This window comes from Streptomyces sp. NPDC090088 (genome assembly GCF_044747345.1).
GTDB lineage: Bacteria > Actinomycetota > Actinomycetes > Streptomycetales > Streptomycetaceae > Streptomyces.
In genome coordinates this window covers 1041895-1056420 of the sequence record NZ_JBIVDZ010000002.1, presented here as the reverse complement: position 1 = coordinate 1056420, position 14526 = coordinate 1041895, and the positions used below count along the sequence as shown (strand labels likewise).

Here is a 14526-nt window from a genome sequence, read left to right as displayed (position 1 = left end):
GGCCGTGGTCGGGTGCGGCGCCGTCGTGGTTACTCGCGCAGTTCCCCGCGCCCCCAAAAAGAAGGGGCGCGGGGAACTGCGCGGCCAGCCACCACGCACCCGCGGCCGAGAACCGGCCTGGCGGATCAGGCAGCCCCGGTCACCGATGCCAGGTAGGCGCCCGTCTTTTCCGGCTCGTAGAAGAAGTTCTCGAAGTCGGCGGGGTCGTTGAAGCCGTTGGCGAAGCGGTCGGCGACCGGGGGGAGCTGGCCGGCGGCGCCGATGAGGTTGAGGATGTGCTCCGGCGGCGGGGCGAGCATGGCGTTCGTCCACTTGGTGACGTGCTGGGCGGTGTTCCAGTAGCGGTCGAAGGTCGCCTGCATCCAGGTCTCGTCGAACTCCTTCTCACCGTGTTCGAGGATCGAGGCGAGGTAGGCGGCGGCGCACTTCGAGGCCGAGTTGGAGCCCTGGCCGGTGATCGGGTCGTTGGCGACGACGACGTCCGCGACACCGAGCACCAGGCCGCCGCCGGGAAGACGGCCGATCGGGTTGCGGACGGTGGGGGCGTAGCGGCCGGCGAGGGTGCCGCCGGCGTCGGTCAGCTCGGCCTTGGTGGCCCGCGCGTGCTCCCAGGGCGTGTACCGCTCCATGAGTTCCAGGGTCAGGGAGAGGTGCTCCGAGGGGTCCTTGACGCCGTTGAAGACGTCCAGCGGGCCGCCGGGTATGCCCTCCCAGAAGAGGATGTCGGCCGGGCCGGAGGTGGTCAGGGTCGGCATCACGAAGAGCTCGCCGACACCGGGGACCAGGTTGCAGCGGACCGCGTAGTAGTCCGGGTGCTCGGGGCGGGGGCCGAGACCGTGGACGTAGGAGACGGCCAGCGCCCGCTGGGGCTCCGTGTAGGGGGAACGGGCGGCGTCGCGGCCGAACATGGAGACCAGTTCGCCCTTGCCCGCCGAGACCATGACCAGGTCGTAGGTACGGGCGAAGTAGTCGAGATCGCCGACCGCCGCGCCGTGGATGACCAGCTGGCCGCCGCGCTGCGCGAAGGTCTCCATCCAGCCGGCCATCTTCACCCGCTGGTCCACCGACTGCGCGTACCCGTCGAGCTTGCCCACCCAGTCGATCGCGCGGGCCGCGGGGCCCTCGCCCCAGGAGCCGGGGGCGGCGACCGAGACGCCGAGTCCTTCGATCTTCGGGGCCTGGGACTCCCAGAAGTTCAGCTGGAGATCGCGCTCGTGCTGCAGTGCGGTGTCGAACATGCACTGCGTCGACATGACCCGGCCGGAGCGGATCTCGTCCGCGGTCCGGTTCGACATCAGGGTGACCTCGTAGCCGTGCGACTGGAGGCCGAGGGCGAGCTGGAGACCGGACTGGCCGGCCCCCACGACGAGTATCTTCCGCATACGGGGGCTGCTCTCCTACTCGGGGGATTACTCGGGGGTTTCGTCCAGCGCGTGGGCGACCAGGGACAGCAGTGTCTCGATGGCCGAGATCCGGCGGCGGGCGTCCATGATCATTACAGGTACGCGCGGAGGGATCGTCAATGCCTCGCGCACGTCCTCCGGTTCGAAGCGCTCGCTGCCGTCGAAGTGGTTGACCGCGACGACGTACGGCAGCCCGCAGCTCTCGAAGTAGTCCAGCGCCGGGAAGCAGTCCTTCAGGCGCCGGGTGTCCGCGAGGACGACGGCGCCGATCGCGCCGCGCACCAGGTCGTCCCACATGAACCAGAACCGCTGCTGGCCCGGCGTGCCGAACAGGTAGAGCACCAGGTCGTCGTCGAGCGTGATGCGGCCGAAGTCCATGGCCACCGTGGTGGTGAGCTTGCCGGGCGTGGCGGTGAGGTCGTCGGTCTCCTCGCTCGCCTCGGTCATCAGCGCCTCGGTCTGTAGCGGCGTGATCTCCGAGACGGCGGTGACCAGCGTGGTCTTGCCGACGCCGAACCCGCCCGCCACGACTATCTTCGTCGCGATGGGGGCCCGGCCGCGGTCCGTCTGCCAGGACCGCGGCTGCTCCTCCTCGTCAAGGAGCGGGGCGACGCCGGTGGCGTCAGAGACGGCGTAGTCCACTCAGCACCCTTTCCAGCAGAGCGCGGTCCGGGCGGCCGACGCCGTGACCGGTCCCCGTTCCGTACACACGGATCTTTCCCTGGTCCGCGAGGTCACTGAGCAGGACCCGGACCACACCGAGCGGCATCTTCAGCAGCGCGGCGATCTCGGCCACCGTGCGCATCCGGCGGCACAGTTCGACGATGGCCAGCATCTCCGGCATCACGCGGGAGTTGAGGGAACCATTCGTCAGTTCCTTGCGCTCCTTGGGGGCTTCCAGTGCCGCGACGAACGTCTCCACGAGGAGGACGTGACCGAAGCGGGTACGGCCGCCGGTGAGCGAGTAGGGGCGGACGCGGGCGGGCTTGCGGTCGCCGCCGCGTACCGGGAGGTTGTTCTGCCTGCCGTTCTTCGGGGCGCTGCTCATCGGCCGCTCCTCGTCGCGTCGCCCTCAAGGGATTTGCGTAGCTCGGTGCGGAGTTCGGGGGTGAGGACGTGGCCGGCGCGGCCGACGAACAGTGCCATGTGATATGCCACCACGCTCATGTCGCACTCCGCGCTGCCGTGCACCCCGAGCAGCGAACCGTCGCTGATCGACATCACGAACAAGCTGCCCTCGTCCATGGCGACCATCGTGTGCTTGACCGGGCCGAAGTCCATCAGCCGGGCGGCGCCGACGGTGAGGCTGCCGATGCCGGAGACGATGGTGGCGAGGTCGGCGGCGGAGCCGCGCGGGCCCCTGCGCTTCTCGGTCTTCGCCTCGCGGGCCGCCTCGGTGACGCCGGGGTCGGAGGAGAGCAGGAGCAGGCCGTCGGAGGAGACCACGGCGACCGACTGGATACCGGGCACCTCCTCGATGAGGTTGCTCAGCAGCCAGTGCAGGTTACGAGCCTCACTGCTCAGTCCGAAGGTACTGGGCGCGGTCAACTGCTTGCCTCCTCGACTGTGCCCCCCGTGGCTTCTTCGGATACGGCTGTTCCGGGTGCGGCGCGTACGGCGCTCGGCACCTGGTTCTGGCCGGTCTGCTCGGCGATCTCCGCCTCCACGTCACGCCGTCCGGCGTCGGCGCCTCGGCGGAAGCCGCCGAGCCTGCGGCGCAGGGCGTCGGCGTCGACGCCGGTGCCACGCTGGCGGGGCGGCGCGGCGGGGGCGGTGATCCTGGGGGTGCGCTTGGGGAGGCCCTTGCTGGTGACCTCGTCCTCGGCGTCGTCCTCGTCCTCGACGGCGCCACCGGCCTGCGATGCGTACTCGGCGTCGGCGGTCGCGGGCAGCGGGCGCGAGTGCTCCTCGCCCACGCCGAAGCCGCTCCCACCCGCACCGGCCGGGCGGGCGTCGAGGTCGGACGCGGGTGGCCCCGACTGCGCGTACTCGCCGTCGGCGGCCGCGTTCACGGACTGCGCACCCGGCCAGTCGTCGCCCCCGCCCCGCCGACGCCGGGGACGGTCCTCGTCCTCGGCGGCCGACGGTGTGCCCTGCGCCCCGGGCCAGTCGTCGTCCCCGGACAGCCGACGCCGCGGCCGATCCTCGTCCTCGACGGCCTGCGGTGTGCTCTGCGTCCCGGGCCAGTCGTCGTCCTCGGCGCGCTGCCGTCGGGGGCGGACCTCGGCGTCGGCGGGGTGCGCACGCTCGTCGGCGGCACCGGAGGTCGTCCGCTCCTCGGCGGGAACGGCTCGTGTCCGCTCCTCGGCCTCCTCGGAGACCTCCGTCTCCGTGAGCGGGACCAGCAGTTCCATCGTCGTCTCGGCGAAGGTCTCCGCCGGTGCCTTCGGGCGGGCCGTCGGCTCGGGGGCCTGGGTCTTCGGTGCGGGCGCCTGTTCGTGGGCGGGCTGTTCGTCGGCCTCGCGTACGGCCTTCTCGGCGAGGGACACGAGGGGGTCGCCGGAGGCCGAGCGGCCGTGCAGGACGTTGGAGTTGGCCTCCGCGTCCGCGCCGGGGAGGGAGAAGCCGTGGCCGCCGGTGGCCGAGGCGGCGGGGGCCGTCGTCGTGGGGGCCGTGGCCAGCAGGGGCTGCGGGAGGACGACGACCGCCGCCACCCCGCCCTGCTTCTGCTCGCGCAGCTGGACCCGGACACCGTGCCGGTGGGCGAGGCGGGCCACCACGTAGAGGCCGAGGCCGAGACCGTCCTCGCCCTCGTGGTCGTACGGCGACTCGGGGTCGAACTCGGCGAGCCGGCCGTTGAGGCGGACCAGGCGGTCGGCGGCCATGCCGATGCCCTCGTCCTGGACGGAGAGCATGACCTCGCCGCTCTCCAGGAGCCAGCCGGAGACCTCGACCGGCATGTCCGGCGGGGAGGACGCGGTGGCGTTCTCCATGAGTTCGGCGAGGAGGTGGCTGAGGTCGTCCGCGGCGAAGCCGGCCACGTGCGCGTGCGGCGGCAGGGCCGCGATGCGGACCCGCTCGTAGCGCTCGATCTCGCTGACCGCCGCCCGGACCACGTCCACCAGCGGGATCGGGCCCGCGTGCGTCTGGACGTGCTCGGTGCCGGCGAGGACCAGGAGGTTCTCGCTGTGGCGGCGCATGACCGTCGCGAAGTGGTCGAGCTTGAAGAGGGTCGCGAGGCGGTCGGGGTCCTGCTCGCGCTCCTCCAGGCCCTCGATGACCGCGAGCTGGCGTTCGACCAGGCCCAGCGTGCGCAGCGCCAGGTTGACGAAGGTGCCGCCGATGCTGGTGCGCAGCCGCGCCAGCTGGGCGGCGGAGTCGGTGAGCTCGGTGCGCAGTTCCTCGCGGGCGTCGGCCATCTTCTGGCGCTGGCCGACCAGGTGCTTGCGGTCGGTCTCCAGGGTGGCGATGCGGTCGTAGAGCTCGACGGCGTGCGCGTGCAGGGCGTTGACCGAGCGGACGACCTGGGCGAACTCGTCGTTGCGGCCGGTGAAGGCGACCGGTTCCGCGGTGCGCGGGTCCTCGGCCCCGGCGAGCCGGGCCGAGCCCCGGCGGAGCACCGAGAGGGGGCGGGTGAGGGTGCGGGCCATGGCGGTGGCGATGCCGACCGCGACCAGCATCAGCGCGCCGAGCACCGCGACCCGGATCTCCAGCGCGGTGACGTCGTCGTCGCGGAGCCGCTCCAGGTCCTGGGTGCGGTGTTCGTAGAGCGCGGACTCGACGCCCCGCATCAGCTCGACCCGGCCGGACAGCGCCGCGTCCAGCTTCTTGGTGCTGGTGGAGAGGTCGTCGTCGGAGAGGGTCGGCTGGTCGGTGAGGGCGGCCAGGAACTTCTCGGCGTCGTTGACGTCGTTGCCGGTGACCGTGGAGTCGTAGGACTCGACCGCCGCCTTGGGCGCGGTGTCCCGGAAGTCGGCGACGGCCGCGTCGGCGCGCAGCCTGGCCTGCTGGGCGGCGGCGGTGAGCGCGTCGCGCTGCTTCCGGTTCGCCGCGGAGGTGCTCGTGCTGGTGGTGGACAGACCGGTGAGCGGGTCGATCGTGGTCTGGGTGGTGCTGGGGATGTTCAGGGCCGCGAGGAGCAGGCCGCGGGCGGCGGCGGACTGCTGCACGGCGGAGTCCAGCTCGGCGAACGCGTAGGCGCCGGAGCCGGCCCTGGGGGGCATCTGCTCGGCCAGCTGTTCGGCGAGCCGGTGCAGTTCGGTGATCGTCTGCGAGTACGCGTCGTGCGTCTGGAGGGCGGTGCTCTGGCCGGTCAGCGCGGAGCGGCGGACGGCCGCGATGCCGTCGAGGTCGGTGCGCAGCCAGCCCGGGGTGTCGGTGTCCGCGCGCAGGTCCTCGACCTGGCGGTCGACGCGGGCGCTGCGGTCCTCGGAGGGCGCCTTGGCCTTGGGGCGGCCCGCCGCGATGTAAGAGGTGACCTCGTCGCGCTCGTCGGCGAGCGAGTTGGCCAGCGCCAGCGCGTCCTGGGTGCGGCTCGCGAGCGTCACCAGGTCCTGGGAGTCGCTGAGCTGCCCGGAGGCGGTCAGCAGGGCGGGCGCCCCGGCTCCCGCGATCGCGGCGGCCACCACGGCCACGGCGACGATCAGCCGGTTCCGGACGTGCTTGGGGCGGCCGGTGCCGACGGGAGCGACGGCGCCCGTTTCGGAGGCCGTCTTCTTGCCTGTGCGCCGAGGCCGCGTCTTCTGCACCGGTGCTCGCATTCCTGAACTCGTGTACCCAAGGGGCCGGGTGGCACCCCGTCATGATCCCCGGCAATTCGGTGCCAAGTGGTGCGTGCACCCGATACGTGCACTGATACGTCGGTCCCCGACCCTCCCAGCGCCGGTGGGCGGTGGTCTCGCATCGTCGGACCCGCCACCCGAAGGAGTGAACATCGGAGGGGAGTTGGCGGGCAAGTTCCGGCGGCCTGTGCACGGTCCTTTTCCGGCGGGCCGGTTGGACGCGGACGGCAGGCTTTGACAGGATTCGCCACCACGTCTTCCCGGAGTGCGCCATTCCCTCCCAAAACAGGCGGCTGACCTGCGAGACCGCGTGAATTCCCGGGCGGTTGCCAGCCTTTGGCGAAGACCGTGAAGGGGTCGTGCAGACTGGCCGAATGCGTACTGAAGTCGTTTCGGAGCCCGGCACCCCCGATCGCCCCAACGAGGACTTCGCCGGTGTCGGCCTTCCCGCCTCGGGGCAGGGGGGTTGCGTGATCGTCCTGGACGGGGTCACTCCGCCGAGGGACGGGACCGGGTGTCTGCATTCCGTCCCCTGGTTCACCGCGCGCCTGGGCGGGGCGCTGACCGAACTGACCGTTTCGCGGCGAGATCTGACGCTGCGGGAGATCCTCGGCGAGGCGATCCGCCGCACAGCCGAGGCACATGGTGACACCTGTGACCTTTCTCACCCGCGCACCCCGCAGGCGACGGTCGTCCTGACCCGCTGGTCCGAGACCGCCCTGGAATACCTCGTCCTGTCCGACTCCGCGCTGCTCCTGCGGTCCCCCGACGGCACGGTCACCGCGGTCCTGGACGACCGGCTCGACCGGGTCCCCCGCGCCTCGCTCGCCTCGGACGCGATCGCCGACGCCACCGTCCGCAACAAGGAGGGCGGCTTCTTCACGGCCGCCGCCGACCCCTCGGTCGCCGCCCGCGCGGTCACCGGGACCGTGCCCCGGCACGAGGTCCGCGCCCTCGCCGCCCTCACCGACGGGGCGACCCGCTGGACGGAGAAGTTCCGCGAGGGCGACTGGACGGCCCTCTTCGACGTCGTCGGCAAGGAGGGCGCGCGGGCGCTGGTGGACCGGGTGCGGGAGCTGGAGGCGGCCGACCGGGAGGCGCGGACGTTCCTGCGCCGGAGCAAGACGCACGACGACGCGACGGCGGTGTACGTCGAGCTCTGAGGCCCGCCGTGCGGCCGGCTACTTCTCCATGACGCCGTTCAGCTGGTGGAGCAGCCGGGCCAGCTCCGCGACCTCCAGGCGGGGCCAGTGGGCGAGCTGGCGGACGTAACGGCCGCGGCGGGCCTCGCGGACCGTGCCGACCCGGCGCCGGCCCTCGTCGGTGAGGGCAACCAGCCAGGCCCGCCCGTCGGCCGGGTCGGGCTCGCGGGCGATCAGGCCCAGCTCCTCCAGGGCGCGCAGCTGGCGGGACATGGTGGCCTTGCCGACGCCGATGTAGGCGGCGAGGTCGGTGGCGCGCTGGCCGCCGTACTCGTCGAGCCGGACGAGCAGCCCGTACGCGGCGGACTCCAGGTCGGGGTGGACCTCCCGGGCCATCTCGCCCTGGCTGGCCCGGGCGCGGCGCAGCAGCACCGTCAACTCGCGTTCCAGCGCCAGGAACTCCTGGTCCGCGCCGTTCGGCGGCAACCCGGTGGCGGTGGGCCGTCCGTCGCCCTTTTCGTCCTCGTGCACGTCAGCACCCCTGATCGGTTTCGCAGTCGTCAACGACCCGAGACTAAAGTCCCGGGCTTGCGCAACGGGCGCCACTGGCTGTGGTGCTGCGTTCGCGTCCAGTCTCACCCTGCTGACGCGGTGGTGAGGCAGGGGCGGTTGACTGCGCCCCGCGTCGCCACAACTCCCACGCTCGCGCGCGGATGTTGCGGGAGCTGTTCCGGTCTGCGTGATCAACGAATCCGCAGGACCGGCACGCGAACCAGGCCTGCGAGACCCGGTTCGCCCTGTCCAGGTGCCCGCACTCGGCACAGGTGCGCGAGGTGTGTGCCGGATCGACGTACACCACCGGCACCCCGGCCTTGCGGGCCTTGTACGCGATGAACTGCTCCAGCTGGGCGAAGGCCCAGCTGGAGTGGGTGGCCCGTTGGGGCTTCCTCAGCCGTACCCGTTCGCGGATGCCCGTCAGGTCCTCCAGGGCGATCCCGCGACCGGTGCGTTCCGCCTCGGCCACCACATGCTTCGCGATCTTGTGATTGATGTCCTTCGCCCGCCGCGCCTCCTTGCGGCGGCTCTTTCTTCAGTCGGCGCTTGGCGGACGGGGTGTTCTTCTTCTGCAGCTTGGCGCGCAGCAAGCGTTCTCGGGTACGGATGCGGTTGAGTTCGCGTCCGGCCATGATCTCGCCGTCCGAGGTGGTGGCGATGTTGACGATGCCCAGGTCGACACCGAGGAAGTCCCTCGGATCGGTGTTCAGCGGCGCTTCGGGGACCTCGCAGGTGGCATTCAGGAACCATATGCCGTCCCGCCGCAGCAGGTCGGACTCGCCCTTGCGGTACAGAGCGAGGGTGGCTAGTTGTACCGGTGCTGCGGTGAACGCCACGTCCTTCATCCGCCCGGCGGTCGTCCAGACCGAGACCCGGCGCCGGTCGATCTGCCAGGACAGCATCCGGTCGTCATAGGGCTGCGCACCCTCCGAGCGGAAGACGACCGGCTTCTCCGACGCACGACGGTAGCGCTTCGAGCCTGGCCTGCCCAGATTCCCGGTCCTCAGGTTGGCCCTCAGCGTGGCGTACGCGTCGCAGGTCTTCTTGATGACGTGCTGAGCGGCCTGCGCACCCAGTCCCCAGCGCGCCTTGATCTCACCGTAGGTATGCTCGCGCAGCGCGAAGTTGCTCTTCACGCCCTTCTCGAACGCCACACTGCTGGCCCAGGTGGCGGCTTCATTGCAGGCGCGCAGGGTCGCCTCCAGCGCCGCCGCCTGCACGGGCGTCGGCAACAGCCTGACCTGCACCATCAGCTTCACGATCACCGAACCTACACACGCGTACGACTGCCCACCACGTGTTCATCAAGCATCACCCGGCCGAGTGAACCAACCACCGCACGGACGCAGCACCAGCTCTGCCGGACACGGTGTTCTGTCTCAGCGAAGTCAGTCGTCCTCGGGTCGCGACCTGCATGGCCTGCAACGGCTGAGACGCGTGCACTGGGTTCACTCATGGCCGTGACATCCTCAATGAGTCGACCATTCACGAAGCGAGCGTCGGCCGGGAAACGAGCAACGAGGCTTTATCCGGGTGTGGTGATGGCTTGGTTGATCGCGGAGGCGACGCGGGTGAGCCGCCGGCAGGAGTCGTGGGACCAGGTACGTCCGTCCGTCACTCACACGCTTTGCAGGCCGAGGGCGCTGGCGCCTGCGATGTCGGCGTGGGGTGAATCGCCGATGACCCACGCGCCTGGGAGCGGGACGCTGACGGCATCGGCTGCTGCTCGGAAGATCTCCGGTTCCGGCTTCTTGTGGCCGACTGCTTCGGAGATGACCCAGCGCCTGTGCTGTGGTCAGCGCCTCGCGGGCCGACCGAGCCAGGACGACCCGGTCGGCGGCGCCGTTGTCGTCGAGAAGGGCACGAACGACAGCGGTTGGCACCACGTCGCCGTATCGGTCGGTGAGGGCTGCGGCGACTTGGCCACGCGCGGTGTATCCGCTCGCGTCGATGGCCATCGCCCAGGTGAGATCGGAGCCGGGCAGGCCAGCGGCAACAGCGGCACGCCCTGGAGTAGACCATGGAGCCTCCTGCGAAGGAGACCAGCGGCGGAAGGCGACGAAGCCGAGCAGACCCGAGCGCCACTGCGGCCCTCCGCGCCGCAACCGTCAGGATACGGTTCCTCCCAGGCCCGAAGCCCTGAGGTTCCTCGCAAGAGCCCCTCTGAGAGTTTCCGTCTTTCCCCGTGTCTTCTGCGTACCTGCCGAGTGACTCCGCGTCGTGTCGCGCCGTGTCAGGTCGGCCGCCTCTGGCATATGTGGGACCCCCACCTCACCCCACGGAGGCACGTCATGCCTGTGCACAGACCCTCCCCCATCCCGCTCACCGCGCTGCTGGCCCTGCTGCTGGCGGCCCTCTCGCTCACCCCCGCCCACGCCGACACCGCCGCCCCCGCCCGCGGTTCGGCGTACATGGGCATGGGCGTCCTGGCCCACGACGGCCAGAACGGCAGGCCCAGGACCGGTGACGCCACCCAGACCGAAGGCGTCGACGTGGCCAGCTACCAGGGCAACGTCGCCTGGCCGACCCTGCTGAGCAGCGGGGTCAAATGGGCGTACTCGAAGGCGTCGGAAGGCACGTACTACACGAACCCCTACTTCAGCCAGCAGTACAACGGCGCCTACGACGCCGGCATGATCCGCGGCGCCTACCACTTCGCGACCCCGGACACCACGAGCGGCGCCGCCCAGGCCGACTACTTCGTCGACCACGGGGGCGGCTGGTCCCAGGACGGCCGGACCCTGCCCGGTGTCCTGGACATCGAGTGGAACCCGTACGGCGCCGCCTGCTACGGCAAGTCGGATGCCGCGATGGTCAGCTGGATCAACGACTTCCTCACCACCTACAAGGCCCGCACGGGCCGCAACGCCGTCATCTACACCGCCACCAGCTGGTGGTCCGACTGCACCGGCAACTACAGCGGCTTCGGCTCCGTCAACCCGCTGTGGGTCGCCCGGTACGCCTCGGACGTGGGCACCCTGCCGGCCGGATGGTCGTTCTACACGATGTGGCAGTACACCTCGACCGGTCCGACGGTCGGGGACCACGACCGGTTCAACGGCGCCCTCGACCGGGTGATCGCACTCGCCAACGGCTGACCGGCCCGCACAGGGCGAAGGCCCGGGTCCCTCGCGGGGCCCGGGCCTCCTGTCATCCGGCAGCGTCCGTCACGCCGCTGCCGGAACCTCCGGCGCCGTGTCCGCCGCACCGTTCGCGGCGGGCGCGAGCGCCAGCTCCAGGACCTGGCGGACGTCGGTCACGGCGTGGACGTCGAGCTTGTCCAGCACCTCGGCCGGGACGTCGTCCAGGTCGGCCTCGTTGCGCTTCGGGATGATGACGGTCTTCACTCCCGCGCGCTGGGCGGCGAGCAGCTTCTGCTTCACGCCGCCGATGGGCAGCACCCGGCCGGTCAGCGAGACCTCGCCGGTCATCGCCACGTCCGTGCGGACCAGCCGGCCGGAGAGCAGCGACGCGAGGGCCGTCGTCATCGTGACGCCGGCGCTCGGGCCGTCCTTCGGGACCGCGCCCGCCGGGAAGTGGATGTGGACCCCGCGGTCCTTCAGGTCGCCGACCGGGAGCTCCAGTTCGGCGCCGTGGGAGCGCAGGAAGGACAGGGCGATCTGCGCGCTCTCCTTCATCACGTCACCCAGCTGACCGGTGAGGGTCAGGCCCGCCGCGCCCGTCTCCGGGTCGGCCAGGGACGCCTCGACGAAGAGGACGTCACCACCCGCGCCGGTGACCGCGAGGCCGGTCGCCACGCCCGGCACCGCGGTGCGGCGCTCGGCCGGGTCCTGGGCGGACTCGGGCACGTGGTGCGGCCGGCCGATCAGGGCGCGCAGGTCCTCGTCCCTGATCGTGAACGGCAGCTCCCGCTTGCCGAGCTCGTGCTGCGCCGCGACCTTGCGGAGCAGCCGGGCGATCGACCGCTCCAGCGTGCGGACGCCCGCCTCCCGGGTGTACTCGCCGGCGAGCTTGCGCAGCGCGCTCTCGTCCAGGACGACCTCGCCCTCGTCGATACCGGCCCGCTCCAGCTGGCGCGGGAGCAGGTGGTCCCGGGCGATGACGACCTTCTCGTCCTCGGTGTAGCCGTCGAGGCGGACCAGCTCCATACGGTCGAGCAGGGCCTCCGGGATGGCTTCGAGCACGTTGGCGGTGGCGAGGAAGACCACGTCGCTCAGGTCGAGTTCGACCTCCAGGTAGTGGTCGCGGAAGGTGTGGTTCTGTGCCGGGTCGAGGACCTCCAGGAGGGCCGCAGCGGGGTCGCCGCGGTAGTCGGAGCCCACCTTGTCGATCTCGTCGAGCAGGACGACCGGGTTCATCGAACCGGCCTCCTTGATCGCCCGCACGATCCGGCCGGGCAGCGCGCCGACGTACGTACGCCGGTGGCCGCGGATCTCCGCCTCGTCCCGCACACCGCCGAGGGCGACCCGGACGAACTTGCGGCCCATGGCATGGGCGACCGACTCCCCCAGGCTGGTCTTGCCGACACCGGGCGGCCCGACCAGGGCCAGCACGGCACCGCCGCGCCGTCCGCCGATGACTCCCAGCCCTCGGTCGCTACGGCGCTTGCGCACCGCCAGGTACTCGGTGATGCGCTCCTTGACGTCCTCCAGACCGGCGTGCTCGGCGTCCAGGACCGCCTTGGCGCCCTGGATGTCGTACTCGTCCTCGGTCCGCTCGTTCCACGGCAGTTCGAGGACGGTGTCCAGCCAGGTACGGATCCACGAGCCCTCGGGCGACTGGTCGCTGGACCGCTCCAGCTTGTCGACCTCCTTGAGGGCCGCCTCGCGGACCTTCTCGGGCAGGTCGGCGGCCTCCACGCGGGCGCGGTAGTCGTCGGACTCCTCGCCCTCCTTGGCCGAGTCGCCGTTCAGCTCGCGCAGCTCCTTGCGGACCGCCTCCAGCTGACGGCGGAGCAGGAACTCGCGCTGCTGCTTGTCGACGCCCTCCTGGACGTCCTTGGCGATGGTCTCGGCGACGTCCTGCTCGGCGAGGTGGTCGCGGAGCTGCTGGGTGGCCAGCTTGAGGCGGGAGACCGCGTCCACGGTCTCCAGGAGTTCGATCTTCTGCTCGGTGGTCAGGAACGGCGAGTAACCGGAGTTGTCGGCCAGCTGGGACACGTCGTCGATGGCCTGCACCCGGTCCACGACCTGCCAGGCGCCGCGCTTGCGCAGCCAGGCGGTGGCGAGGGCCTTGTACTCCGTGACCAGTTCGGTGACATGACCGGGCACCGGGTCCGGGACGTTCTCGTCGACACGGGTGCCCTCCACCCACAGGGCGGCGCCCGGGCCGGTCGTACCGGCGCCGATGCGCACCCGGTAGCGGCCGCGGATCAGCGCGCCCGGGTCGCCGTCGGCGAGGCGGCCGACCTGCTCCACGGTGCCGAGCACACCGGTGCCCGGGTAGGTCCCGTCGACCCGCGGCACCAGCAGCACCTTGGGCTTGCCGGGCTCGGTACGGGCGGCGGCCTGCGCGGCCTCCACGGCGGCGCGTACATCAGGGTCCTTCAGGTCCAGCGGGACCACCATCCCGGGCAGCACGACCTCGCCGTCGAGAGGCAGCACAGGGAGGGTGAGTGATGCGGACGTCGAAGCCATGATCTCCCCTTAGGCAGTCAACTTGAGCTATGTCGACTCAATGCTTGGGGGCGGAGAAATGTTCCCATGCATATGTTCGCTCTGAGCGATCGACTGGTGACCTGGCCGGACACGGTCCCGCGCCGGGAAAAACAGTTGATCCGCGCGGGCGCATTCCCCGTACGGTCGCCCGATGACCGACACCGACCGCACGGCGACCCTGCTCGCCGCCTACGACGCCCAGATGCGCGCCGTCCAGCCCACCCCCGCGCCCGGGATCACCTACGAGCACGACGGCGCCCTGCTGCGGGTCGTCGGCCAGCACCGCGGCTTCGTGACCGGGCCGCGCGACTGGGGCGGGCTGCGCGGCGCCGGTCTGGACGCGGCGATCGCCCGGCAGCGGGACTTCTTCGCGGCACGCGGCGAGGCGGTGGAGTGGAAGGTACGGGGCCACGACGTCCCGGCGGACCTCCCCGACCGGCTCCGCGCGGCGGGCTTCGTACCCGAGCCGCAGGAGACGGTCGTGATCGCCCCGGTCGCGGACCTCGCCGTACCGACCCCGGCACCGTCCCCGGAGGTGACCCTGCGCCGCATCACCGACGACGCGGACCTGGACCGTGTCGCCGCGCTGGAGACCGCCGTCTGGGGCGAGGACATGGCCTGGATCGCGCAGTACCTGCGGGGCCGGCTGACAGTGGATCCGGACGGCACCGAGATCTACGTCGCCGAGGCCTCCGGAGAGCTCGTCTCGGCGGCCTGGGTGGCCTTCCGCCCGGGCACCGACTTCGCCATGCTGCTGGGCGGCTCGACCCTCGCGGCCTGGCGTGGCCAGGGCGTCTACCGCGCCCTGGTGGCCCTACGAGCGACCCGCGCGGCGGCCCGGAGCGCGGCCTACCTCCTCGTGGAGGCCTCCGACGACAGCGCCCCGATCCTCAAACGCCTCGGCTTCAAGGCGGTCACGACGACCACGCCGTACGTCTGGACACCGGCCGGCTGACCAACGCCGCCCACTTCAGCGCCCCGACAGGGGCGCGGGGCTGTATTCGATATGCGGCTCCGCCGCGCGGGCGCGACCAGCCACGACGGAGCCGCACCCGGCAACCGCCCGAAACCCGCCACGGCGAGTGGC

The 14526-nt window shown here is 71.5% G+C and carries 11 protein-coding genes and 1 pseudogene; 3 read left to right on the top strand and 9 right to left on the bottom strand.

Annotated features, from left to right (window positions below):
• Positions 1 to 125 precede the first annotated feature (125 nt).
• From ACIPSJ_RS13510 to ACIPSJ_RS13490, 5 genes are read right to left on the bottom strand one after another with little or no spacing between them, the layout of a single operon-like run.
• Positions 126 to 1382, bottom strand: a complete 1257-nt coding sequence (locus tag ACIPSJ_RS13510) for a styrene monooxygenase/indole monooxygenase family protein (protein WP_359220798.1) — start codon at positions 1380 to 1382, stop codon at positions 126 to 128.
• A 27-nt stretch (positions 1383 to 1409) separates the two neighbouring features.
• Positions 1410 to 2045, bottom strand: coding sequence for an ATP/GTP-binding protein (locus ACIPSJ_RS13505; protein ID WP_359220800.1), 636 nt, complete (start codon positions 2043 to 2045; stop codon positions 1410 to 1412).
• Positions 2026 to 2451 (bottom strand): DUF742 domain-containing protein, encoded by a 426-nt coding sequence (locus ACIPSJ_RS13500; RefSeq protein ID WP_355718477.1) that lies wholly within the window; start codon positions 2449 to 2451, stop codon positions 2026 to 2028. Before ACIPSJ_RS13500 ends, ACIPSJ_RS13505 begins: the two co-directional genes overlap by 20 nt.
• A complete protein-coding gene (locus ACIPSJ_RS13495; RefSeq protein WP_355718480.1) occupies positions 2448 to 2951 on the bottom strand; it encodes a roadblock/LC7 domain-containing protein in 504 nt (167 codons plus the stop codon). Before ACIPSJ_RS13495 ends, ACIPSJ_RS13500 begins: the two co-directional genes overlap by 4 nt.
• Positions 2948 to 6091 carry a nitrate- and nitrite sensing domain-containing protein gene (locus tag ACIPSJ_RS13490; RefSeq protein ID WP_401345627.1) on the bottom strand — a complete coding sequence of 1048 codons (3144 nt, stop codon included), beginning with the start codon at positions 6089 to 6091 and terminating at the stop codon, positions 2948 to 2950. The genes ACIPSJ_RS13495 and ACIPSJ_RS13490 overlap by 4 nt, the downstream gene beginning before the upstream one ends.
• Before the next feature lie 407 nt (positions 6092 to 6498).
• Here ACIPSJ_RS13490 and ACIPSJ_RS13485 point away from each other — a divergent pair, with 407 nt between their 5' ends.
• Complete coding sequence (locus ACIPSJ_RS13485; protein ID WP_401345625.1) at positions 6499 to 7287, top strand: protein phosphatase 2C domain-containing protein; 789 nt, start codon at positions 6499 to 6501, stop codon at positions 7285 to 7287.
• Between the two features lie 18 nt (positions 7288 to 7305).
• Here the strand turns inward: ACIPSJ_RS13485 and ACIPSJ_RS13480 are convergent, their stop codons facing one another.
• The 3 genes and pseudogenes from ACIPSJ_RS13480 to ACIPSJ_RS13470 all read right to left on the bottom strand — a co-directional run bounded on the left by ACIPSJ_RS13480 (position 7306) and on the right by ACIPSJ_RS13470 (position 9556).
• Positions 7306 to 7797: a MarR family transcriptional regulator gene (locus ACIPSJ_RS13480; RefSeq protein WP_355718488.1), complete on the bottom strand. Its 492-nt coding sequence runs from the start codon at positions 7795 to 7797 to the stop codon at positions 7306 to 7308.
• A gap of 43 nt (positions 7798 to 7840) precedes the next feature.
• Positions 7841 to 9071 (bottom strand): annotated as a pseudogene (locus ACIPSJ_RS13475) (RNA-guided endonuclease InsQ/TnpB family protein).
• A 368-nt stretch (positions 9072 to 9439) separates the two neighbouring features.
• Positions 9440 to 9556, bottom strand: coding sequence for an HAD hydrolase-like protein (locus ACIPSJ_RS13470; RefSeq protein WP_401346245.1), 117 nt, complete (start codon positions 9554 to 9556; stop codon positions 9440 to 9442).
• A 556-nt stretch (positions 9557 to 10112) separates the two neighbouring features.
• Here ACIPSJ_RS13470 and ACIPSJ_RS13465 point away from each other — a divergent pair.
• Complete coding sequence (locus tag ACIPSJ_RS13465) at positions 10113 to 10919, top strand: lysozyme (protein WP_401345623.1); 807 nt, start codon at positions 10113 to 10115, stop codon at positions 10917 to 10919.
• Positions 10920 to 10988: 69 nt separating this feature from the next.
• Here the strand turns inward: ACIPSJ_RS13465 and lon are convergent, their stop codons facing one another.
• Positions 10989 to 13418, bottom strand: a complete 2430-nt coding sequence (gene lon, locus ACIPSJ_RS13460) for an endopeptidase La (RefSeq protein WP_401345621.1) — start codon at positions 13416 to 13418, stop codon at positions 10989 to 10991.
• 172 nt (positions 13419 to 13590) lie between these two features.
• Here lon and ACIPSJ_RS13455 point away from each other — a divergent pair, with 172 nt between their 5' ends.
• Positions 13591 to 14394, top strand: coding sequence for a GNAT family N-acetyltransferase (locus tag ACIPSJ_RS13455; protein WP_401345619.1), 804 nt, complete (start codon positions 13591 to 13593; stop codon positions 14392 to 14394).
• The last annotated feature ends 132 nt before the right edge of the window (positions 14395 to 14526 follow it).